General features: G+C 41.2%; 23 protein-coding genes and 1 pseudogene. 6 read left to right on the top strand and 18 right to left on the bottom strand.

From position 1 onward, the window contains the following. Positions 1 to 2: 2 nt before the first annotated feature. Complete coding sequence (locus I8748_RS23240) at positions 3 to 227, bottom strand: hypothetical protein (RefSeq protein WP_198126898.1); 225 nt, start codon at positions 225 to 227, stop codon at positions 3 to 5. A gap of 4 nt (positions 228 to 231) precedes the next feature. After that, positions 232 to 1,551: a hypothetical protein gene (locus tag I8748_RS23235; RefSeq protein ID WP_198126897.1), complete on the bottom strand. Its 1,320-nt coding sequence runs from the start codon at positions 1,549 to 1,551 to the stop codon at positions 232 to 234. A 74-nt stretch (positions 1,552 to 1,625) separates the two neighbouring features. On the opposite strand from I8748_RS23235, the gene I8748_RS23230 reads away from it, so the two are divergent. From I8748_RS23230 to I8748_RS23215, 4 genes are all read left to right on the top strand, one after another. Continuing rightward, a complete protein-coding gene (locus I8748_RS23230; protein WP_198126896.1) occupies positions 1,626 to 1,850 on the top strand; it encodes a ribbon-helix-helix domain-containing protein in 225 nt (74 codons plus the stop codon). A gap of 248 nt (positions 1,851 to 2,098) precedes the next feature. Next, on the top strand, positions 2,099 to 2,929 hold the full coding sequence (locus tag I8748_RS23225) for a hypothetical protein (RefSeq protein WP_198126895.1): 831 nt from the start codon (positions 2,099 to 2,101) through the stop codon (positions 2,927 to 2,929). 49 nt (positions 2,930 to 2,978) lie between these two features. Beyond that, positions 2,979 to 3,284 (top strand): hypothetical protein, encoded by a 306-nt coding sequence (locus tag I8748_RS23220; RefSeq protein WP_198126894.1) that lies wholly within the window; start codon positions 2,979 to 2,981, stop codon positions 3,282 to 3,284. 123 nt (positions 3,285 to 3,407) lie between these two features. Next, positions 3,408 to 4,073: a DCL family protein gene (locus I8748_RS23215; RefSeq protein ID WP_198126893.1), complete on the top strand. Its 666-nt coding sequence runs from the start codon at positions 3,408 to 3,410 to the stop codon at positions 4,071 to 4,073. A 38-nt stretch (positions 4,074 to 4,111) separates the two neighbouring features. Here I8748_RS23215 and I8748_RS23210 read toward each other — a convergent pair whose 3' ends face one another. From I8748_RS23210 to I8748_RS34705, 5 genes are all read right to left on the bottom strand, one after another. Continuing rightward, on the bottom strand, positions 4,112 to 4,771 hold the full coding sequence (locus I8748_RS23210) for a hypothetical protein (protein WP_198126892.1): 660 nt from the start codon (positions 4,769 to 4,771) through the stop codon (positions 4,112 to 4,114). Positions 4,772 to 4,868: 97 nt separating this feature from the next. Next, positions 4,869 to 5,108: a hypothetical protein gene (locus I8748_RS23205; protein WP_198126891.1), complete on the bottom strand. Its 240-nt coding sequence runs from the start codon at positions 5,106 to 5,108 to the stop codon at positions 4,869 to 4,871. Then, a complete protein-coding gene (locus I8748_RS23200; RefSeq protein ID WP_198126890.1) occupies positions 5,098 to 5,319 on the bottom strand; it encodes a hypothetical protein in 222 nt (73 codons plus the stop codon). Before I8748_RS23200 ends, I8748_RS23205 begins: the two co-directional genes overlap by 11 nt. A 161-nt stretch (positions 5,320 to 5,480) precedes the next feature. After that, on the bottom strand, positions 5,481 to 6,593 hold the full coding sequence (locus tag I8748_RS36110) for a tyrosine-type recombinase/integrase (protein ID WP_198126889.1): 1,113 nt from the start codon (positions 6,591 to 6,593) through the stop codon (positions 5,481 to 5,483). 205 nt (positions 6,594 to 6,798) lie between these two features. Continuing rightward, complete coding sequence (locus I8748_RS34705) at positions 6,799 to 7,080, bottom strand: hypothetical protein (protein WP_214662711.1); 282 nt, start codon at positions 7,078 to 7,080, stop codon at positions 6,799 to 6,801. 201 nt (positions 7,081 to 7,281) lie between these two features. Here I8748_RS34705 and I8748_RS23190 point away from each other — a divergent pair, with 201 nt between their 5' ends. After that, on the top strand, positions 7,282 to 10,146 hold the full coding sequence (locus I8748_RS23190; RefSeq protein WP_318781255.1) for a tetratricopeptide repeat protein: 2,865 nt from the start codon (positions 7,282 to 7,284) through the stop codon (positions 10,144 to 10,146). Positions 10,147 to 10,256: 110 nt separating this feature from the next. Here I8748_RS23190 and I8748_RS23185 read toward each other — a convergent pair whose 3' ends face one another. The 5 genes and pseudogenes from I8748_RS23185 to I8748_RS23165 all read right to left on the bottom strand — a co-directional run bounded on the left by I8748_RS23185 (position 10,257) and on the right by I8748_RS23165 (position 15,737). Further along, positions 10,257 to 11,192 carry an IS982 family transposase gene (locus I8748_RS23185; RefSeq protein WP_198126887.1) on the bottom strand — a complete coding sequence of 312 codons (936 nt, stop codon included), beginning with the start codon at positions 11,190 to 11,192 and terminating at the stop codon, positions 10,257 to 10,259. 72 nt (positions 11,193 to 11,264) lie between these two features. Then, positions 11,265 to 11,705 (bottom strand): DUF29 domain-containing protein, encoded by a 441-nt coding sequence (locus I8748_RS23180; RefSeq protein WP_198126886.1) that lies wholly within the window; start codon positions 11,703 to 11,705, stop codon positions 11,265 to 11,267. A 121-nt stretch (positions 11,706 to 11,826) separates the two neighbouring features. Further along, on the bottom strand, positions 11,827 to 12,915 hold the full coding sequence (gene aroC / locus I8748_RS23175; protein WP_198126885.1) for a chorismate synthase: 1,089 nt from the start codon (positions 12,913 to 12,915) through the stop codon (positions 11,827 to 11,829). A 165-nt stretch (positions 12,916 to 13,080) separates the two neighbouring features. Beyond that, positions 13,081 to 13,946: pseudogene (locus tag I8748_RS23170) on the bottom strand (Rpn family recombination-promoting nuclease/putative transposase). Positions 13,947 to 14,096: 150 nt separating this feature from the next. Next, on the bottom strand, positions 14,097 to 15,737 hold the full coding sequence (locus I8748_RS23165; protein WP_198126884.1) for a glycosyltransferase family 39 protein: 1,641 nt from the start codon (positions 15,735 to 15,737) through the stop codon (positions 14,097 to 14,099). 196 nt (positions 15,738 to 15,933) lie between these two features. Between I8748_RS23165 and I8748_RS23160 the strand changes: the two genes are divergently transcribed. Continuing rightward, positions 15,934 to 16,323, top strand: a complete 390-nt coding sequence (locus I8748_RS23160; protein ID WP_198126883.1) for a RidA family protein — start codon at positions 15,934 to 15,936, stop codon at positions 16,321 to 16,323. 42 nt (positions 16,324 to 16,365) lie between these two features. On the opposite strand, the gene I8748_RS23155 is transcribed toward I8748_RS23160, so the two are convergent. The 6 genes from I8748_RS23155 to nuoH all read right to left on the bottom strand — a co-directional run bounded on the left by I8748_RS23155 (position 16,366) and on the right by nuoH (position 21,479). Further along, positions 16,366 to 17,169: a GNAT family N-acetyltransferase gene (locus I8748_RS23155; protein ID WP_198126882.1), complete on the bottom strand. Its 804-nt coding sequence runs from the start codon at positions 17,167 to 17,169 to the stop codon at positions 16,366 to 16,368. Between the two features lie 445 nt (positions 17,170 to 17,614). Then, entirely contained in the window at positions 17,615 to 18,535 is a 921-nt protein-coding gene (locus I8748_RS23150; RefSeq protein ID WP_198126881.1) for an NAD(+) kinase, read from the bottom strand. Positions 18,536 to 18,541: 6 nt separating this feature from the next. Then, entirely contained in the window at positions 18,542 to 18,847 is a 306-nt protein-coding gene (gene nuoK / locus I8748_RS23145; RefSeq protein ID WP_006199065.1) for an NADH-quinone oxidoreductase subunit NuoK, read from the bottom strand. Positions 18,848 to 18,925: 78 nt separating this feature from the next. Beyond that, positions 18,926 to 19,549: an NADH-quinone oxidoreductase subunit J gene (locus tag I8748_RS23140; RefSeq protein ID WP_198126880.1), complete on the bottom strand. Its 624-nt coding sequence runs from the start codon at positions 19,547 to 19,549 to the stop codon at positions 18,926 to 18,928. 103 nt (positions 19,550 to 19,652) lie between these two features. After that, positions 19,653 to 20,237, bottom strand: a complete 585-nt coding sequence (ndhI, locus tag I8748_RS23135) for an NAD(P)H-quinone oxidoreductase subunit I (protein WP_096552353.1) — start codon at positions 20,235 to 20,237, stop codon at positions 19,653 to 19,655. Between the two features lie 123 nt (positions 20,238 to 20,360). Further along, positions 20,361 to 21,479, bottom strand: a complete 1,119-nt coding sequence (gene nuoH, locus I8748_RS23130; protein ID WP_198126879.1) for an NADH-quinone oxidoreductase subunit NuoH — start codon at positions 21,477 to 21,479, stop codon at positions 20,361 to 20,363. Between the last annotated feature and the right edge of the window lie 111 nt (positions 21,480 to 21,590).

Raw genomic sequence — 21,590 nt, 5'->3', positions numbered from 1 at the left:
CATTAATCAGGGTCGATGGCTTGCCATAAGAAAGTACGAGTAGACCCTGGTGATTCTACATAATCTACCTCGTAGGTTTCACCGGAGGCTGTTGTAATCTCAAACACCTCAGCTTCCATATAATCATCATCATCTAATGCCCGGACTTCTACTACATCATCTTCTAATATTTGAATAGCCGAGCCATTAGTAAGTATTAAATCTAACTTATAATCTGTAGTGGGCATACTTTTAACCGTCCTGGTTATTACTATATTTTAACCTATATTGATTAGCCTTGTCTACCTTAGCTAACCCTTGCATGAAAAGACTTTGAGCCTCTTGAGGTGTCACCTCACCTTTACTTATTCGCCTGTTGAGTTCCCCTAGTAGTACATAGGTTTCTCTACGGTATATTTCTAACCATGACCCTGGTCTAAATACGCTAGAGTGCCAATCTCTACCTGAGTTACCATACTGAGGTAATCTATATGATCTTAGTTTGAAGTCTGGGGCATCTACATCAATCCCTTTAGGGTGATTGGCATAGTACATAGGCTTATTGGAGATATCATGTAAACCCCCAGGTAGTACCACAAATGCCCGTTGATCTTTATCGGCTGGTGTTAATACCCAATCTTCTACGAACTTGCCGGATTTAGTCTTTTTAGACTCCCTGCTTAGGATAGCCTTAGTCTGCGCCTTAGCTTCATCTAAGCTTATCTTGCCAGACTCATAATCTTTAACAATGTTCTCTAAGGGTATCCTAGCCCACTGGTGGATATGGTGCTGTTGCATCTTGCCATAGCCATTTTTTAATAGGCTTTTGTCTACCTTGCCGTGAAACGTAGGCAACCAGTCAGGCACAGTGGTATCTTTAGCCTCTACCCTGGTCATGTACTTGGCTAACCCATCGGCTAACTGTGTAGGGGTCATACTAGCCAATCTAGGGTTAAGTGAGGGCATCCCATAAATGCGATCGCCTAAATACTCGTACATCTTAGTTTGGCGGTTGAGTACAACACGTTGCCCGTTAACCTCTACCGCGTACTCAAAGTTTTTAACTGTCCTAGTCTTAAAGCCCCCTTGAGCCTTACCAAGTTCTGGCTTACCTTCCCAGATAACCAACTTATTACCCTTAATGGTTAAGTGATCTGGGTCAGCAGACAGGCGATCGCTAGAGGTAGAGCGTTTAGCTTTCTTTGGCTTATCTGGCTTACCCTGTAGAGCCTGAGTAGTTACGGGGGATTGTTCCTGGTTAACCTCTAAAGCCTTCTGCTGCTTCTTAGCAATAAGCTCTTGTAGCCTTTTCCTCTGTTCGGGGTTGAGTGAGGTTATAAGTTGTAACCTTTGGCGTTGCTCTGGGGACATAGCCTTATAAATAGCTAGTCTCGCCTGTTGCTTACTGGTTAACCCTCTAATATCTGATTTGGCTACCCCTCTGGTTTTACTAGAACGCCTACCAGTTACACTAGGCTCGTCCGGCTTATCTGCAAAACGCCCTCTAGCATCCCTACGGTGTTTACTAGGGTCAAACTTGATTATTTTCCCGTTCTTAATAATCCGAGCCATTAATAATCCCTGTTTTATAGGGATTAAGTCAACTCAAAGTTGACTTAGTGAGGTTAAAGTAGAGGCATTTAGGGATGGCTAAACTTAAACAAGCGGGTATTCGGTTTGACTTGGACACCTACCAGTGGTTAGAGGCTGAGGCGGAGAAGACCCGGACACCGATTAGTGCGTTAGTTAGGGAAGCGGTAGCGCTGTTAAAGACCGAAAGGGCATTAATAGAGAAGATGCGATTGCAGATAGTAGCCCAAGGTGTGACCTATCCGTCATTAAAGAAACCCGTAGCAGCTATTAATAAATAACACACACACACTTTGGTATACCTCCTTGTATATCAATGGTTTTATTTGTATACTAATATTATAGGTATACTAAAAAGTTAACTATGATACCCATCAACTTTGTAGTTAGACATTTTCCCCAAGGCTCTTTTCTGTTCTGGACTGACGACGCGGGAGAAAGGAAGTTTATAAAACTCACTCACACACAAAAGGTATACCTGTAGGTATCGTAAAGATTTAACAGTATATCAATAGTAAAAAGTACACATATGGCACACAAGGTTTTATCAGTTAAGGTTGACCCGGATGATTGGGAATGGTTTAAGGTATTAGCTAAGGATTTTGATACCCAGGCTGAAGCGTTCAAGGCACTTAGGCAAGTATACCAAGGGGTAAACCCAACTAATACCTTACTATCTGGTAAGGTATACCAAAGTGTGTGTGTTGGAGAGATATTACCTCACCAATGGGAACTGAAGCCAGCCTTAGAGGAGACTATTAAGCGTAGGCGGTGGTATGTATTCTCAGATGATCAAGTAGTTGCCGTCAAACAAAAGACAGCTAACGGGTCTAAAAGTTGGCTAGAGGTAGCAGTAGTCTACCCGGATAAGGTTTGGGATGAGGCTAAGACCGATAGTAGATTTCAGTATAAGCCTGTTACTACTCTGCTAGAGTACCAAGAGAAAATGGAGCATCCAGCGATCGCTGAGGCAGTGGCTAAAGGATGGCAGCCTGAATGGTGGGGAGAGATGTTAAAAAACTTAGTTAGGGAAGCCGAGGATTATCTACAAGTGGTAAACCAATCAGAAGCTTTACAGATAAAGGAGGTATACCAAGGTGTGTGTACTACTGAAGATAAGCCCTTAGTGTTAACTTTAACTATGGATACTTTAGCGGATAGGTTAGCCCCCAGACATTTATCGCTGTCTACGGTTAAGACTGATAAAGGTAGAGCCAATATTTTAAGAGACTTACCAGCCACCTTAGCTAAAATCAGAGTTGGTAATATAGCTGAGTGGACTACTGAAAGAGATCCAGACGGGTTAACATGGCAACCTACAGATGAGACTAGAGAAACTTGGGTAGTAGTTCAACCTTAGTCAGTAGTGTAGGCTGGTCATAGGTACACTAAGACCCATAACGGGTACTATGGCTAACAAAAGCAAACAGATCATGATCCGGCTAGACATGGACATCTATAATCAACTTTCGGCTGCGGCTGAAAGTCGGGGAGTCCAGATAGCACCTATGACTCGTGAAGTCCTTAAGGACTGGTTAGCGAGTAGAGTCAATGAGGTAGCCGAGCTAAGACAGCTAATAGAACAGCTATCCACCAAAGTTGACCAGCTACAAAAACAAGTAGATGCTCATTCGGGTGCTTTAGATTATCAGGCTCAGGCTATTTTCTATTGCACTCAGAGCATTGCTATCAAGAAAACTACTGATATAGTTTAAAGTATTATTTGGCACTTTATTATATTATCTAATATCTCTACGGGCTACCCTTGGTTAACCCTACTTGTGAACCCGTTATGTCTAGCTGGGTAATCTAAAGGTTATAGAGTTAACCTGATGATTATGGTAGCAAAACCCTCAGAACTTGGCGGTATTTATTTTAAAACCCTAACAGAGCGTGATGATTATATTAGGTCGATTCTTAACAAAGGTCTAAGAGTTTTAGACGGTCAAGAGTTAGCCGTAGCATTTGATTTATTACTATTACACCCCGATGCTGATAATAAGATAGGTGCAGGGGTAAAGCAGATTGAAGTTAGACCGTCACGACAGCGTACAGGCTATAACTGTTTCTGGGTTGTTAGAGAAGACAACCCCACAGATGATGATTTTAGTTACGAAAAATGCAAATCCGATATGGCTAGATTAATAGGAAAAAGAAGGGAATCTGCATACAGGGAAGCGATTCAAAACCAAATCACTGATTATCGATTTGTGTATAGGGAGTCTAGTCAGAGTTGCGATCATCCAGGTTGCACTTCTAATAAAGATATAGAGGTTGATCACCAGCACCCAACATTTAAAGAACTTGTGAGTGCTTTTGAGAAAGAACAAGATAACATACCTACAGAGTTTGAGGAAGCTGTAGGAACAATATACAGTAAAAGATTTCGAGAATCTGATAGGGCGTATGGGGAAGCTTGGCAACAATACCATCAACAACACGCAGTATTAAGATTATTGTGTAAGGAGCATAATCTAACTAGGAAGCGTAAAGAGAAATCCTAATGGGTGTTGGGAGAGGTTTAGCCCCTCCCACAAAGTATCTAGCGTCCTACAGTGTAACTCGGCTTGTTAATGTGTCTATCCCAAGCTTCGATAGCTTCTTGCTTTAGCTGTTCGTTTCTTGCTTGTCTTCTGGTTGTTTCTTGCCGACAATATTCTTCGTGTTCCTCTGGTGACATTGCCTCTAATGTAGCGTCTAGCTTGGCTTTGGTTGACGCATACAAATCTGGGTTAGCTCTGTGTTGTTCTATCGCTACTTGGTAAGCGATCGCATCTTGTATGCGTTCAAAGTTTAACCTTGTGCGCTCTTCGTGTGCAGCTTCCGCTACCTCGACCCCGAAAGCAGTACAAGCTCGACGGTGAAGCATTTCAATGAAGCCAGCACCTAATAAGGCGATCGCTTCCTTATCTCCTCTTTGAGCCTTCCAGGTAATGTAGGCATTAGCCTCTAAGTCAGTTATTGCAGAAACTCTAGTCCTCTCAACTTTGTACGTGTCACTTGTACGTGTATAATCCTCACCTATCAAAGCTTTGGCGGCTTTAGAGTCAAAAAAGTAGAAAGCGTCTGTTTTGCCTTTACCGATCAAAGATGCAACTGATGTAATACTGTACCGAAACTCACCATTAGGTATTTGAAATACTTCTACCTCTTTACCAGCTACTTCAATAATCTGCCTCGTAGCCTTGTATGCGTCAGCCATATTAGCCTCTGGTGATTTTATAAAGCGTGAGTTTGAACCCGTCAAAGGGTTACTATATAAGGGTTTGGGTCTTGTATGCGTCGATTTCTTGAACCCGTCAAACTCCTAATACCTCGTTAATGGTATTAATAACCTCCTCTAGTTTTACCTTAAGCTCTGGTAGGTCATGCCTCAGCACTACTACGGGATTCATTTGACCAGTAACGGTTAACCTACCCTCTGCTATATTCCTCATGAGTAGGCTGACGTTTGGGCTTCCAAGTAAGTCCTGAGCGATCGCCTCAAGTGCTTTTTTATGCTCAGGACTTAGGGCTACGGTAGTACGGTTAGTAGACATATTGGATGTAAACTACATTCTTAGTTCTATTATTTGGGGTTAGTCGTCTCCACTCACGATGACAATCTTTGAGACAGAAAATATCGATTTGATTTACAGTACCGTCCCAAGCGATACCCGCCAACTTCATGGCTTTTACGATTTTCTTCAGATAGGACTGTTGAACAGGGATGTAAGTTTTGAAGGATGTAGCGATTGTGTTAGCTTGCATAACTTACCTCGAATATTGGCTCTCTTGTTGGCTCTCGTGTAAGGCTTCACTTGCCTTATGTATACATAATAGTGCATAAACTTTATGCACACAAGTGTATAATCATAGAAAAATCCCCTAGAAATGTTAGGGGGATTAAGCCAATATTCGATGGTTGTATTTTAGCCTATGGGTATGGCGGGTAGGTCAGGACGGTTAACCATGTGACCGTATGTTTGCATAACCATTCTGGTGTCTTTGTGTCCTAATAAGTAAGCTACACCAGTTATAGGGGTATGCTGTTCTATTGCATGACTAGCAGTTGTGTGGCGCGTAGTGTAAGGATTGCGATAAGTTACCCCCACAGTATTTAGTACCTTAAGCCAGTAACGCTCTCGGAAGTTACCATCATCTATTGGTTTTCCTGTGACGGTAGTAAACACTAAGGAATCTTGATCAGGTTTATAGGGTCTGATTGATTCTAATAATGATCTAAGCGCCTCAGTCATTTTTAGTTGGCGATCGCTACCTGTCTTAGTTTCCTTTCTTACCCTGCGATAGCCGTTACCCGCCCAGTCTCTAGATAGACTCTCTTGAATAGTGATAACACCTCGGTCAAAATCCACATGACCCCAACGTAACCCGATCGCCTCTGAAGTCCTAACCCCAGTAGCTAGTAAAAACTTAACAAAAGGGGCATAATGGGGAGCTAACTGTTCAAATCCGTTGATAATGGCTGTAATCTCTTTGTTGGTAAATGGCTTGACCGACTTAGGGCTAGTTTTACGTGTCTTTAAGTCATCATATGGGTTATTGTCTGCCAAACCTTTCATTATAGCCCATTTAAAACAGGCTTTTAGGTATCCTAGACGTTGGTTGAAAGTTGATGCGGCTAGGTTGGCTTGGGTTAACCATGTAGTATTCACTAGGTCAGGATTAGCTTTAATGATCTGCTGTCTAATCGCTTTGTAGTGGTGTTCCCTGGTAGCAATCGGAAGATTAAGAGAAGCTACCCAACAGTCCCAAACTTCTATCAAAGTTTTAGGCTTTGAATCTGGGTTACTGGCTTGTAGAGATTGAGGCTTAGGAGTTAACCTATAACGGTCTAATGTCGGGTCAAAGTTCTTGGCTAGGATGTCATTTTGTATTTGTGTGGCGATCGCTCTAGCTGTTGCTATGTCCCTTTTGTCGTTGTAGTCTCCCTTGGGTATCGGGTTGAAACTATATCGCCTACCCGCGTAACTAAACTTTAGCTGTATGCTCCCGTTATTATTTACTGGCTCTATTTTCCGCACTGTCCTAAACCTGTCCTAAAAGTTGGGTTAGGACTTGCTAGGGTGCTTTTAGGCTGGGTTTCTAGCCGTTAGGCTACACCCTTGGTAAGGGTGAGGTCACGAGTTCAATCCTCGTCACGGGCTTTTTAAGTAAAGAGTAAAGTATATCATCCTAAGTAGTGTTTTTGATTAGGCGATCGCAGCTATTTATTTAAGTGTGATTGCACTATTCTATACCCATGAGCCTGAATTTACACGCAGGAATAGCCAGTATCATACAAATGTTCTCAAGGCTTTTCTCAACTAAAATTTGGAAGCAAGCCGAAGTGCTGATGGTAGGGGCAATTTTAGCGACGCGAAAGCGTACAAGGGTGAGTAATTGTTCGAGATAGTCTTTGGCAAATTGATCGTGAATGAATCTGGTCATGGGTTGGATGTTTGGCGATGCAGTCAATTCTCTGGGTGTCCTGTGCAGTTCGTTTGTAACAGCTAGCGTCAAACTGTCCATCGCGCACAGAAGAGTAAGAAGAGAAGTATTTTTGTCAGAGATCTAGTTTTTATGATACGAAATGTTAACTAAATGCGTATTTCTCTAGTGAAAATTACATAAGGTCGAAAGGCTCAAATATAGATATAGGTGAATACCTAATACGTATCTATTCACTGTATGAAACGCGACAAACTTTGCTGCATTGTCATATTTACGCTTTTGGCTACTCTGTCAACCTCTTTTGTGCTGAATTTGCCTATAGTATTTACAGCGTCACAGGTGTTGGCACAAACGACAGATGAACGGAAAGCAGAAGCACAACGATTGTCACAGCAAGGAATACAGCAACTTAATACTGGTCAATTTCAGGCTGCATTACAGTCTTTCCAACAAGCACTGATTATCTACCAAGAAATTAAAGACCGCAAAGGAGAAGGGCAATCTTTAGGCAATTTAGGACTAATTTATTTTTTCTTGGGGGAATATACTAAAGCAATTGATTACCATCAGCAAGATTTGGTCATTGCACGAGAATTTAACGATCGCCTTGGTGAGGGACAAGCTTTAGGTAATTTGGGACTAGCTTATTATGTCTTAGGAAATTACGGCAAAGCAATTGAGTATGAACAACAGCATTTGACAATTGCACGCCAAATCAATCACCGCCAAGGTGAGAGTAATGCTTTGGGAAATTTAGGAAGTATTTATTTAGCACAGGGAGATTATGCCAAAGCAGTTGAGTACTTACAGCAGGTTTTATTAATAGCTAGAGAACTTCAAGACTCTTTGAGTGAGGGTAAAGCATTAGCAAATCTAGGATTAGCTTATATTTACCAAAGTGATTTCACTCAAGGATTAGATTTCCTAGAAAAGAGTTTAATACTGGCACGCAAAATTCAAGACCGCCAAACTGAAGGGATGGTAATTCGCCAACTTGGTAACATTTATATTAACCAAGGCGACTACTCCAAAGGAATTGATTACCTACAAAAGAGTTTAAAGATTGCACAGGAAATTCAAGAACCTAATGGTGAGGCGAGTGCTTTCACAGACTTGGGAGGAGTTTTTCTGCGTACAGGAGATTATGATCGAGCAATTGATTATTTTCAGCAGAGTTTAACTATCGCACGCCAAATAAAAAATCCTCACACTGAGGTTAATTCTTTAATGTCTTTAGGATTAGGGTATTTTACACTAGGAGATTATGCTAGAGCAAATGACTATTTACAAAGCGGTTTACAAATTGCACATAATATCCCATCGCTTCCCGGAGAGGCAGGAATTTTAAACAATCTGGGACTAATTTCTGACGAAATCGGACAACCAACTCAAGCAATTGAGTATCATCAACAGAGTTTGATAATCGCCCGAAAAATCAAAGACCTTAATACTGAAGGCAAAGCATTAGGTAATTTGGGACTTGCTTACTTTGAATTAGGGGACTATGGAAAGGCGATTGATTATCAACAGCAATGGTTGGCGATCGCACGTCGAGTCAGAGATCGCGAAAGCGAAGGTAAAACGCTGGGTAATCTGGGAAATATTTACGCGGCTCAACAAAATTATACCAAAGGTATTGAGTATCAACAGCAATGGTTGGCAATTGCAAGGGAGATTAAAGACACAACAAGTGAATCAGCAGCTTTGAACAATTTAGGAAATTTTTTTTACAAATCTGGAAATTTTGTTGTAGCTGAGAAAAGCCTACTTGAAAGTATTGGCTTGAAAGAATCTTTTCGAGGTGGATTAGACGATAGTGCAAAAGTTTCTATTTTTGACATACAAAGTCATACATACCAAACTTTACAACAAGTCCTCATTGCCCAAAATAAAACTGATGCAGCTTTGGAAATTGCTGAACGCGGTCGCGCTAGGGCGTTCGTTGAGTTAATCTCATCTCGCTTGAATAATAATAACGGTGAGACAAAGCCTAAATCACCAACTATTGACCAAATAAAAGAAATTGCCAAATTACAAAACTCTACTTTGGTGCAATATTCAATTATTGGCGATGATTTTCAAGTTGCAGGTAAAAAACAATTCAAAGAATCAGAACTATATATCTGGGTTGTCAAACCTACAGGCGAAGTCACATTTCGCAAAGCTAACCTCAAACCTCTTTGGCAAAAAGATAAAACAAATTTAGATGAGCTTGTGATCACTAGTCGTGAATCCATTGGTACTAGAGGTCGTGGTATTTTTGATATATCTTACAACCCCAATGCACCGAAGGCAGAAAATAATTTAAAGCGGTTGCATGAATTATTAATAAAACCGATCGCTGATGTTTTACCCACAAAAGCAAGCGACAAAGTTATTTTCATCCCGCAAGGTTCTTTATTCCTAGTTCCCTTCCCAGCGTTGCAAGATGAAAACGGTCAATATTTAATTGAAAAACATACAATTCTCACATCGCCGTCAATTCAGGTTTTACAACTAACACGTCAGCAACGAAATTTAGTGTCTGGAAAAGATGCGTTGGTTGTTGGGAACCCAACTATGCCAAAATTTCCGCCGAAAATTGGGGAACCACCACGACAATTACCCGCCTTACCTGGTGCAGAAAAAGAAGCAAAAGCCATCGCGCCTCTTTTAAAAACTCAACCCCTCATCGGTAAGCAAGCCACAAAATCAGCAGTTTTACAGCTTTTACCCAAAGCGCGAATTATTCATCTTGCTACCCACGGATTATTAGATGATATCCAAGGATTGAATAGTGCGATCGCTCTAACTCCCTCTGGTAAAGATAACGGTTTACTCACAGCTAACGAAATCTTCGATTTGAAACTCAACGCCGAATTAGTGGTTTTAAGCGCTTGTGACACCGGACGGGGACGCATCACAGGCGATGGCGTTATTGGCTTATCACGTTCTTTAATTTCCGCCGGTGTCCCTAGTGTCATGGTTTCTTTATGGTCAGTTCCCGATGCACCCACAGCATCATTAATGACTGAGTTTTATCAAAATTTGCAAAAAAACCCTGATAAAGCCCAAGCTTTGCGTCAAGCAATGCTGATAACGATGAAACAACATCCCAACCCTAGAGACTGGGCAGCATTTACCTTGATTGGTGAGGCGGAGTAAGCCATAACTAAATTTTAGCCTTGCCACGCCAGTAGCCTAACGCACCATCCTAGATTTTCGATGCGTTAGAACTAACGTCCATAACACACCCTACTCAACCTGAGTTCGGGTTAAGCGCTGTGAGATAAAAGCCATTCCATTTGAAGGCTGGGTTTCTTCGGTTGATGGCAATAAGCAATTAATCCACACAGAACGTTAACGCAAAAATTAACGGGACTTCGGTGTCTTGAATGTTCAATTCTTAAAATATTTTTGAGTTGGTCGTTTATGGTTTCGATGATGGAGCGTTTACGGGATAAAAGCTTGTCATGCAGAAGCATAAGCTTATTTTTCATATTGCGACGGGGTTTGGCAAAAAATTGAATGCCGAAGTCTTCTAAAAGTTGATCGGCTAGTTTTTGAGAAACATAGCCGCGATCGGCAAAAATTTTCCCAAACAGCTCACTCAGTAAATCGGGAACTGGTTGACGGTCATCAATATTACCAGGGGTAAGAGTCACATTTAAGAGTTGACCCAGTTCGTTGACAACAATATGAAGCTTGAAGCCATAAAACCAATCCACAGAAGTTTTGCCCTTCGGGTTCAGTAGTTTCCCATCGCCGGAAACCGCCAAGATGGGAACTACTTCACCACGAGCAGCTAATCCTTCAAATACTTTATGTCGAGAAATCCGACGATTATGGCAGACTTTTAGACTAGTTGAATCGATAAAACCGATACCCGTACAGGTTCCAAAACAATGCTTCAGATAAACGCACAACGGTATTAAGGTTGATGGCAGCCATTCGATAAATCGTTGATAACTCGGTAGGCCAGGAAACGCACAACTCCATTGCTGTTGAACATGATTCAAGTAAAAATGTTTAAAATTTCGGTAGTGATTTTGATGAAAAGCAACAAGAATCGTGATTATTTCACTTAAACACAGACTTCTACCCCGAATCCGTCTTTTTCCTCCATGTATCAACAGCTTTTTGTGCCATTGACTTTCAAATGCTTTACAGAAATCATCCACATGGCAAAATAAAGCATCTAAACTAAACATAGGACAGGTGCTGAATTTGACGTTATTTTCAGCTTACTACCTGTCCCTTTCCTTATCCCGAACTCAGGTTACTCAGGCTAAGAAATTTGGGTCAAGAATCTGTTCAATAGTAAAAGGACATTCAGCGGGAAAAATTTCTACAGATTTTTGAGTTTCTTTAGCCGCATCTCGACAAGCACGTCGATAGTATTTTTGTATCCACACTGAATCTTGAAGAAAACGCTGCAAGCTGGGAGTATCTTCCAAACAATCTTGAATTTTATCTCGGCAGTTTGAAAGTGTATTATCCCAACTTTTAGTTCTTTTTTCAGGTTGATATTGGCATTTCAGCAAATGCATGATCAATACTTGCAAATAACTACCAAGTTCTTTCTGTTCACTGCGGCCCAAAGCCTCTAGTTCCTCTACCAAGTGTTCAACGTCCAACTCAGCCCAACGTCCTTTCTTCAAGTATTCGGCTTGTTGTTGTGTCCACAACAGAAAATCTTGGTCGTAGTTCGTTGCCTTACTCATCAGCGATCGCTCTTCTCTGCTTGCAACGCCGTACTAGACATCTTACACCGTTCAGCAATCGTAAAAAACAAGATTCCCGACTTTTCATAAAAGTCGGGAATCTGAATCTTGCAATATCAACTTACAACACCTTACACTGTCCATGATGCCGTAGTAAATGATCACACAGCACCAAAGCTACCATCGCTTCTACCATCGGAACTGCACGCGGTAATACACAAGGATCATGTCTTCCTTTGGCAGCTAATACTGTTTCTTCACCTTCACGAGTGACTGTTTTTTGTTCTTTTCTAATTGTTGCTGTCGGCTTAAATGCAACTCGTAAAATAATATTTTCCCCGTTAGAAATTCCGCCTTGAATGCCACCAGAACGGTTAGTTACAGTGCGAATTTCTCCATTTTCATCAATATAAAATTCGTCGTTATGTTCAATGCCAGTGAGTAATGTTCCCCCAAAACCGGAACCAATTTCAAAGCCTTTACTAGCAGGAAGAGACATCACACCCTTAGCAATATCTGCTTCCAATTTATCAAATACTGGTTCACCTAAACCTTTGGGAACATTTCGCGCCACACATTCCACAACGCCACCGATAGAATCACCTTGTCTACCTGTTTGTTCAATTAATTCAATCATGCGTTCAGCACATTCCACATCAGGACAGCGGACAATGTTGCTTTCCACTTGTTCTAAGGTGACAGTATTCGGATCAACAATGCCTTCTAAATCCTTGATGCGCTTAACGTAACCGATGATTTCTACATTAGCGACTTGACGGAGAATTTTTTTAGCGATCGCACCAGCTGCTACTCTTCCGATTGTCTCACGGGCTGACGACCTACCGCCACCTTGCCAGTTACGAATGCCATACTTAGCATCATAAGTTGCATCTGCATGAGAAGGACGATATGTATTAATCATCTCGTCGTAATCTTGCGATCGCGTGTCTTTGTTCCGTACTAAAATTGCGATCGGTGTACCCAAGGTTTTGCCTTCAAACACCCCAGACAAAATTTCACAGGAATCAGCTTCTTTGCGAGGTGTGGTAATTTTACTTTGTCCTGGCTTTCTTCTGTCTAACTCTAGTTGAATTTCTTCGGCAGAAATTTCTAGTTGTGGAGGACAACCATCAATTACAACCCCCACACCGCCGCCGTGGGACTCGCCAAAAGTGCTGATCTGAAATAAATTGCCAAAAGTGCTACCCATAATATTTAGAAAATAAAGAAGAGGCTTATGTATTGTACCTAGAGATACCGCAAAAGTCTTGTTTACACTGTGCGTGAGGTTTCATAACACTATTCAGCAACAATCAGAATCTTTATGCAAAATCGGCGACAATGATTTTCTCTTGTTGACTTGATCAGGATTCACTTATGTAGACAAAATTTTGATAAATTCCTCTAAAGAACTAACAGCGATCGCGCTATCCATTAAAATTTCTAATTGCTCTACACTTTCATTCTCAAGCCTTGCCTCTACCGCTTGAGGAATTTCACCAAAGCGCCGCTGTAATACTCGCATTAGCTGTCGTAGCGCACCCTGTTGAAGTCCCTGTTGAAGTCCCATCTGAACACCACTTTGAATAATTTCTTGATACCAAGGCGATTCTCGCAATACTGCCATATCCCACCTCATGATTTGTTGGACTAAAGGTGTGTCTAACACAAAACTAGCAAAAAAGGCCAGCAAAGATTCTAATTGATTTAATTGTGGATCTGCTCGTAGTTCCTGTAGTGCGCGTTGTACAACCGATGCTTCACCCCCTCCTCGCAAAATTGGTACAAATGGTAATAACGGTGGTAATGGTTGTCGAAAGACTATCTCAGCATCGACTTCCCACAAATTAATTACGCGATAATCTTGGTCATCGCACGTAATCCTAAAAATTCCTCCTCGTAACTACTGACAACACTTAAGGTAGACGCAGGTGGTAAGATGTTGATTAGCACTGGATATGTTGGTAGTTGATATCGCTCTTGTGCTAAGGCTGCATAGGCTCTCATGCGTAGCGGCATATTTGCTGTATAACGCAACTGTAGCTCGTTGACTACCAGAAAATGACCAACAGTTGTGCTGTATGCTTTGAGCAACACATCTGTTTGGCGGCTAACCCACTGAAACTCAGAACCTAAAATCTCTTTTGCCACAACCTCAGTACGCTGTGTCACCCATTGTACCCATGTATCGGGGGCGAGACTAATTAATCGCTTGCTGCCAATATCTGCTGCTTTTGCCACAAAATGAAGGTTTGAGTATATTCTATGAAGTAATGTAATTAATTTAACAAACAAAGTGGCGATCGCTTTCTCAGGCAAACTAAAGACTGAAATATGAAATTAATTTACCATTAAACGCTGGTGAATTCTTTTACTGTCAACTTGATTATTCTATGTAGTCACACGTTGACGTTGAGTGCGAAGCTTGACTAATTTCCAGAGTGAATAATAGTTATTATTATCAATAATTTCGGTTTTATACTGATACTTTGTGGCTATTTTTCTACGCCATTCCTCAGTAGTATTTAATAAATAAATATCACTAAAGCCATTAGGAATATTAGGAATCTTTTGGTCTTGCAATAACAGAAAGCGCACTTTTGGCAACACACGATAGCTTAAAGAAAACACATTACCATAATTAATACCCACAGAATTACTAATCAAAAGTGGGCTTTCAGCCTGATTGATAATTTTGGCAACTTGTGCATTACTATAGCTAACTCTTTTACTCCACCAAGTTTCTGCTTGGTAATTCACCCTACAAGAAACCATTCCACAAATAATTACTAGCAGCAAAATTATTAGCCAGGTTAGGCGGTGTGATAAACTCCCATTATATATTTGCGTAGCTAGTAGATAAGCAACAGTTATTTGAATTCCTAAATAAAATGGCATTAAATATGGCTCATAATCTGAACGTATACCCCCACTCATTAAATCAGGTAGAATTATAGGTACTGCTGGTACTATAATCAAAGCCATAATAAATAACCAAACTTTGTAGTTGGTTGTTCGACAAAGAAAATAAATTGCATATCCTATTAGAGTTAAAAAAATTATCGATATCAAATATCTGATCGGATTTTTTAGACTCAAGTCTAAATCAAAAAAAATCCGGCTGATCTGCATAAACCAAAATGGAATTAAAGGTATCTGGGATACCTGCCTTGTTGTTTCATCTGCTGAAATTAGAAATTGAAAAAAGTCAGCTATCAAAATTGCCAACCAAGGTATGAAAGCTAAATACCCTAGAACAGATGCTAATAGATAACCTCTGACGATTTTAGTCAAGCGAAATTGTGCAATTATAATTACATAAATCCCATGAGCAGCTGCTACAAATACACTCCACAAACATGTATACAGACTCAGTGCCAAAGTTACTGTATAAATTACCCAGGTAGTAAAATTGTCTGGAATCTGTTGTATTTTTTCTGATTCGCTCTTGTCTTTTGATTCCAAACGTATTGCTCGCAGTAGTGCAGCACTAGATAAAATAATCGTGACTAACCAAAGAATATATTCTCGTGCTTCTTGGGCATATATTAATTGAATAGGCGAGATGGCCATGAGCGCGATCACAACACCAGGCATAGATAACGGCACATTAAATAATTCTCGGCATAGCCAATAAATACAAGGAAAAATCAACAAGCTAATTAAAGCGGATAAACTTCTAATAGCTGTCACAGAATTACCAAAAATTTCTAACCAAAATCTAGCAATTACATAATATAGTGGTGGATACTGAGGAACTTCTTTCACCAAAGACATAATTGTATCGTTAACATCTTTGTCCAAATTGGGACTTTGGAATTTAGTAAAACTTTCTTGATTAATTACACCACCATTAAATATTTGCTGCTTAGCCTCATCTACTGTATAACCTGAAATCCGTAACGATGTATAGGTCTCATCATGCGAGTAAATTTTGCCATCAAGGTTACAAAACCGAAACAATATACCCATTACTAACAAAAGAATAAGTAAAATCCGTAACCAACTTGGAATAAGTGTAATATGCCGCATAATAATTCGTCATTAAAATAGATAAAACTCCTATTTAATTTTGGAAATACACCTAGGTGGGCAAAGCCCATCTAACATCACTTCAGATTTTTCACAGATCATTTAAAATTCCTATAGTAAAAAAGCTCATTTCACTGAAATTAAGTAACGCTATTATAGGTAAAATTTTATAAGTAGACATTGAATTTGATTGATTATGCAAGTGACACGAACCTTTTCTGGTGCTTCTTGGGAGTCAAAGGTAGGTTACTGTAGAAGCATTAGAGTTGGCAATCACATTTACATTTCTGGTACAGCACCAGTTGATACAGCAGGTGGTGTGTTTGCTGCTGGAAACGCCTACGCGCAAGCAAAACGTTGTTTTGAAATTATCCTAACAGCCTTGCAAGACTTAGGTGCAGATCAAAGTCATGTAGTGCGAACTCGGATGTTTGTGACAGACATTAGCCGATGGGCTGAATTTGGACAGGCGCATCAAGAATTCTTTGGCGCAAATCCACCAGCTTCAACTATGGTAGAAGTGAAATCTTTAGTTGATTCTGAAATGCTGATTGAAGTCGAAGTTGATGCTATTTGTCCAGAATAAAATACTCACTGGCAAAGCACTGGTGAACAAAAGCGAAATTATCTACTTTTTTCGCCAAATTGGAGAATGCCATCTAGTAAAGTCTTCAATATTAGATATAATTAAGAAGTCAATAGTTTTGAACTGGCGATCAATTGCTGGAAGGCTACAAATTTTTACTCCAATATTTAAATAAGCTTGTAAAATATTAGGAATTTCCACATCACATATATCCGTAGGATTTTGAGTAAATTCTACGCAGTAATCTGAATTGGGATATACCAAAATGCTAGAATGCATCAAATTATGCTGCTGAAAATATTGATAAGCACAAGCAGCTTGTATAGAACATTGGGTGAGTAATGAAGCACAACCAAAAAAGTATTTATTATTACTCCAAATGAGATAATTAGCTAGCCCTTGCCAGAGTAATAAAAGCGCTTGAATATTGCGATATTCTTTAGCTATACATGCACGTCCAACTTCCACAGATGCTTGCAATACAGAATTGGGAATTTTATCTAGATTAAATATATCAGCAGCATCAAAGCCCAGCCCTTGAGAAGCCATCGTGTAGGTTTGCATTCGATAAGTACCAATCGTTTTACCCGTATGCTTAGAAATCAGCATTAAATGATGACAAACTGCATCAAACTGATCCCAATCTCTTTGGGTAAGGTTAGAACTAGAAAATCCCAAGCCTAGTTCCAGATTAAAAACTTCAAAACGTAAGCGAAAAATGGATTCTAATTCTTCTACCGTCGAGGCCAGCCGTAGGATATATTTATCGGTTTGAAGTACGGGAAAATCTGTAGGAATGGAAGGAAGACTAAGTGGGTAATTGATGTTGCGATAAGAAATTTCCATCTGTCTCCAACTTGAAATGTGCAAAGATATCCTACTAGGATTTACACGCTGTACAAAAAGTGAAGATTACGCATTAACGTATTAAAGCGTTATTTGTGTACTTGCAGATAACAGATTCACACAAAGGTATAAGTTATCGTGCTTTTATTATCGGCTTAAATTCTAGAAAAATCTGGCAATAAGATACAGAATTTGCTTAATGCATACATAAATTTTTCTGTCAATTGTAGTCAAAGAATAAATGCACGATACGGGTAGAAAGCCCCCGAATAAATCCGGGGGCTGGCATAATTTTAGTTTTAAAGGAAAGCTGCGGTAAAAGCAATTGGCAGACACTTAAACAGGGGACTGGGGACTAGGGAGTGGGGATTAGGGGATTCAAACCCCGCCCAAATCTTTTTTGAACATCTTCCCAGTACCCAGTCGCCAGTACCCAGTCTCCTGTTCAATTCCGGTGATTATTAGCGTAGCGAACCCTAGTACCTGCCCAAAGCAACTTCTCTCGCAGTGTCTGATAATATGAATTGTTTTCCCGCAAAATAATAAACTTAGCCCGACAATCAGCCATTCGTACATCAACACGATGTCCGGGCCAAATTGAAGTAGCTAAAACGCCATCTGTCCACAGCTTGGTACTCAAATCATAATCTCCCAATGGCCAGACGCTGACGACGGAACCAGGAGGTAAAACCAAGGGGCGACTAGAAAGACTCATAGGACAAATAGGAGTGATGGTAATCGCCTCCATACCATCGTGCATAATTGGGCCATTAGCAGACACAGTGTAGCCTGTAGAACCTGTGGGAGTGGCAATAATTAACCCGTCCCCAACATATTGATCGACTACCTCACCGTCAATTTCCATCTCTAGAATTGAGGTGATCATGCGGTCAGCAGAAGCGGGTTTGACACAAAATTCATTCAAAGAGAGGTAGCGTTCGGTCACTGGTTCCAAATTCGTGCGATGTCCTTCATACACCGCAGCTTGCAACATCATCCGCCGCTGGACAGCATAACGATCCTCCAATAGCCGATCCCAAACTTTCTCTGTATCCTGAAATTCGTCTACTGACTCGGTTAAGAAGCCCAGATGGCCGCCTACATTCACTCCGAGAATGGGGATACCAGCTGGGGCTAAATGTCTGGCACCAGTTAAAACAGTACCATCACCACCGAGTACCAAAGCTAAATCAATTGGTTGACCCGCCGAAGCTAAAAACACCGGATAAGGGTTATCTTTGGGCCCGCTAGGCCCCATTAAAACCTGGCAGTCACGATTTTCCAGTTGCTTAGCACAAATTTCTGCCCAGCGTTTACTCTGGGAATCTCGCGCCTTATAGGCAATGATTACCTGCTTGAGTTGCACGCGCAATTACCACTTCAGGAGATTAAACTGCTCCATATCGACGGTATCACGGTTGCGATAAATGGCAAGCACGATCGCTAACCCCACCGCCGCCTCAGCAGCCGCCACGGTAATCACAAACACTGTAAATACCTGACCCTTAATTAATGTTGAATCAAGGAAGTTGGAAAATGCCATTAAATTCAGATTAACGGCATTCAGCAGTAATTCAATTGACATTAGCACCCGCACAGCGTTACGGCTGGTAATTAAGCCGTAAATGCCGATACAGAATAAAGCGGCTGCAAGTAATAAAAAGTACTGGAGTTGCATGGATTTTTTGTCAGTGGTCAGTGGTCAGTGGTCAGTTGTCAGTTGTTAGCAGTTCTGCGACGAGAATCACTGCGATCGCTATTCCAAATCACTTGATTCAGTTGTAGTGCTTGCTGATACTAGTTCTCTGGGGCGTTCTGGCAAAGTTAAAACTGTTTGTGGCAGTTCTGAAGGTGTAACTTGGTCGGGCAAATATTCACGACGTGCCAAAATAATTGCTCCCACCATTGCCATTAGCAACAAAATAGAAGCTAATTCAAAAGGTAGTAAAAAGTCACTGAAGAAATGTTCTCCAATCAACACTATGGAACTTTCACCAGCCACAGCAGAAGTGGAATATGCCCAAGGAGTTGCCAACACCATCGTACTTAAAAGGGCAAACAATCCCAGACTGACTACCGCTGTGAGTATCTTACGCACGCCAGTGCTGGGAAATGGTGCAAAATCCTGCCGCTTGTTCACCAACATAATGGCAAACAAAATCAGCACGTTAACAGCACCAACATAAATAAGTACTTGTGCTGCTGCTACAAAGTCACCATTCAGCAACAGGTACATTCCGGCGATGCTGATGAACACACCGCCCAGCAGAAAGGCAGAATAGACAATGTTGGAGAATACCACTACACCTATGGCTGACCCAATCATCATCAAAGCCAGTATGCCAAACGAAACAATCTGTACTCCTTCGGCTAGATTCACTGTTTTTTTTCCTCAGTCAATGGTCATTGGTCATTGGTCATTAGTCATTAGTCAATGGTCATTAGCTATTAGCAAAGGACAAAGGACAAATGACTAATGACAATTATTTTTCTGTTTGTTCTACGAGGTCTTCTGGACGCGCACCAGCGCGGGGTGCATCGGCGGGTAAGTCGTGGGGGTCGAGGACACCTTTGGGTAAGTACACTAGTTCGCGTAGTGGCGTAACCATCGGATCGTTTGTGACTTTGTAAGGCAGACGACCAAGGGCTACGTTGTCATAGTTTAATTCGTGGCGATCGTAAGTGGAAAGCTCGTATTCTTCTGTCATGGACAAACAGTTAGTCGGGCAAAATTCCACACAATTACCGCAAAAGATACAAACTCCAAAGTCAATGCTGTAGTGCTTGAGCTTTTTCTTTTTGTTGGCTTTTTCAAATTCCCAATCTACTACAGGCAGATTGATTGGACAAACTCGGACACAGACTTCGCAGGCGATGCATTTATCAAACTCAAAGTGAATTCTGCCACGAAACCGTTCGCCAGGAATCAGTTTTTCGTAAGGATATTGCACTGTAACCGGACGCCGCCGCATATGGTCGAAAGTCACAGATAGCCCTTCGCCAATGTAACGACCAGCTTGCACTGCTTCTTTGGCGTAATCACCAACTTGCTTCAGGAACTTTAGCATTTTCGTGTTTTACTCTCTGTTCGGGTCATAAAAGTTAGAAGTGAGGAGTTAGGAGTTAGGAGTTAGGAGTTAATAAAAAATCTATAACTCTTAACTCATAACTGTTAACTCTTAACTCTCCTATTAGCCACCAAAGGCGACAGGAAAGGCTAGTTTTAGAGCTGCGGTTAATAACAGATTAACCAAACCAACTGGTAACAAAAACTTCCATCCTAAATCTAGCAATTGGTCAATACGCACTCTGGGTACTGTCCAGCGTAATAGGATGGCAATAAACACCAGAAAGTAAGCTTTGAGCAAGGTCATGGTGATACCCAAAGAAGCGTCAATTACCTGCAACACAGGATTTGCTTCGCTGACGCCTAGCCAGTTGGCTAGAGTATCGAGGGGAACGGGGAAATCCCAACCGCCCAGGTAGAGAACTGCTACTAGTAAGGCAGAAAGTACTAGGTTGACATAAGAACTGAGGTAGAACAGAGCGAATTTCATGCCTGAGTACTCAGTCTGATAGCCTGCTACTAGTTCTTCTTCAGCTTCGGGGAGGTCAAAAGGCAGTCGTTCACACTCGGCAAGGGCAGCTATCCAAAAGATTAGGAAACCGACTGGTTGCCGCCAAATGTTCCAGCCAAGGATACCGTATCCAGATTGCTGATTTACAATATCAATGGTGCTGAGGCTATTAGACATCATTGCGATCGCCAGCACACTCAGCGCTAGAGGAATTTCATAACTAATTGACTGCGCTGCTGCCCGCAACCCCCCTAAGAGGGAATATTTATTATTAGATGCATAGCCAGCCATTAATAAGCCAATGGGCTGAATGCTAGACAAGGCAATCCACAAAAAGATACCTGTGCCTATGTTTGTGATCACGATGTTCTGTCCAAAAGGCACAATCAAATAGGACAGAAATACTGGCAGCACAACGATGATGGGGCCGAGGGTAAACAGCCAAGGGTCAGACTGAGCTGGTACAATATCCTCTTTAAATACCAGCTTGAGACCATCAGCTACCGGAGCCAGCAAACCCAAAGGCCCAATATATTCAGGGCCAATACGCTGCTGTGCTGCTGCCGAAATTTTCCGTTCTAGCCAAACACAAACCAGCACTCCTACCGTTGCCCCAATGAGCATTAGTATCATCGGTAGAGGCATCCAAATGGCTTTGGCTGTTCCTGCTGGCAGTCCTAAATCCGTCAGGGATTTAATAAAAGTTCCTTGGAGGTCAATTCCTGAATTCATGTTTCCGCTCTTTAAGTCAACTTAAGTATGAAGTGTGAAGTATGAAGTATCTAATTTCACCCTTCAGCCTTCATGCTTATATCCTTTATCCTTTGATGATCACGCCTGATT

Source organism: Amazonocrinis nigriterrae CENA67, from assembly GCF_016056305.1.
Lineage (GTDB): Bacteria > Cyanobacteriota > Cyanobacteriia > Cyanobacteriales > Nostocaceae > Amazonocrinis > Amazonocrinis nigriterrae.
Note: the sequence above shows the minus strand (reverse complement) of the source record. Positions and strands in the feature narration are given on the sequence as shown.

Excerpts from the sequence above, each read along its gene's own strand:
- I8748_RS23235 (WP_198126897.1), bottom strand. The coding sequence starts at position 1,551 with ATGGCTCGGATTATTAAGAACGGGAAAATAATCAAGTTTGACCCTAGT.
- I8748_RS23165 (WP_198126884.1), bottom strand. The coding sequence starts at position 15,737 with ATGCGGCATATTACACTTATTCCAAGTTGGTTACGGATTTTACTTATT.
- I8748_RS23240 (WP_198126898.1), bottom strand. The coding sequence starts at position 227 with ATGCCCACTACAGATTATAAGTTAGATTTAATACTTACTAATGGCTCG.
- I8748_RS23160 (WP_198126883.1), top strand. The coding sequence starts at position 15,934 with ATGCAAGTGACACGAACCTTTTCTGGTGCTTCTTGGGAGTCAAAGGTA.
- I8748_RS23230 (WP_198126896.1), top strand. The coding sequence starts at position 1,626 with ATGGCTAAACTTAAACAAGCGGGTATTCGGTTTGACTTGGACACCTAC.
- I8748_RS23180 (WP_198126886.1), bottom strand. The coding sequence starts at position 11,705 with ATGAGTAAGGCAACGAACTACGACCAAGATTTTCTGTTGTGGACACAA.
- nuoK (WP_006199065.1), bottom strand. The coding sequence starts at position 18,847 with ATGCAACTCCAGTACTTTTTATTACTTGCAGCCGCTTTATTCTGTATC.
- nuoH (WP_198126879.1), bottom strand. The coding sequence starts at position 21,479 with ATGAATTCAGGAATTGACCTCCAAGGAACTTTTATTAAATCCCTGACG.
- I8748_RS23225 (WP_198126895.1), top strand. The coding sequence starts at position 2,099 with ATGGCACACAAGGTTTTATCAGTTAAGGTTGACCCGGATGATTGGGAA.
- aroC (WP_198126885.1), bottom strand. The coding sequence starts at position 12,915 with ATGGGTAGCACTTTTGGCAATTTATTTCAGATCAGCACTTTTGGCGAG.
- I8748_RS34705 (WP_214662711.1), bottom strand. The coding sequence starts at position 7,080 with ATGGACAGTTTGACGCTAGCTGTTACAAACGAACTGCACAGGACACCC.
- I8748_RS23200 (WP_198126890.1), bottom strand. The coding sequence starts at position 5,319 with ATGCAAGCTAACACAATCGCTACATCCTTCAAAACTTACATCCCTGTT.
- I8748_RS23155 (WP_198126882.1), bottom strand. The coding sequence starts at position 17,169 with ATGGAAATTTCTTATCGCAACATCAATTACCCACTTAGTCTTCCTTCC.
- I8748_RS23205 (WP_198126891.1), bottom strand. The coding sequence starts at position 5,108 with ATGTCTACTAACCGTACTACCGTAGCCCTAAGTCCTGAGCATAAAAAA.
- ndhI (WP_096552353.1), bottom strand. The coding sequence starts at position 20,237 with ATGCTAAAGTTCCTGAAGCAAGTTGGTGATTACGCCAAAGAAGCAGTG.
- I8748_RS23210 (WP_198126892.1), bottom strand. The coding sequence starts at position 4,771 with ATGGCTGACGCATACAAGGCTACGAGGCAGATTATTGAAGTAGCTGGT.
- I8748_RS23215 (WP_198126893.1), top strand. The coding sequence starts at position 3,408 with ATGGTAGCAAAACCCTCAGAACTTGGCGGTATTTATTTTAAAACCCTA.
- I8748_RS23220 (WP_198126894.1), top strand. The coding sequence starts at position 2,979 with ATGGCTAACAAAAGCAAACAGATCATGATCCGGCTAGACATGGACATC.
- I8748_RS23185 (WP_198126887.1), bottom strand. The coding sequence starts at position 11,192 with ATGTTTAGTTTAGATGCTTTATTTTGCCATGTGGATGATTTCTGTAAA.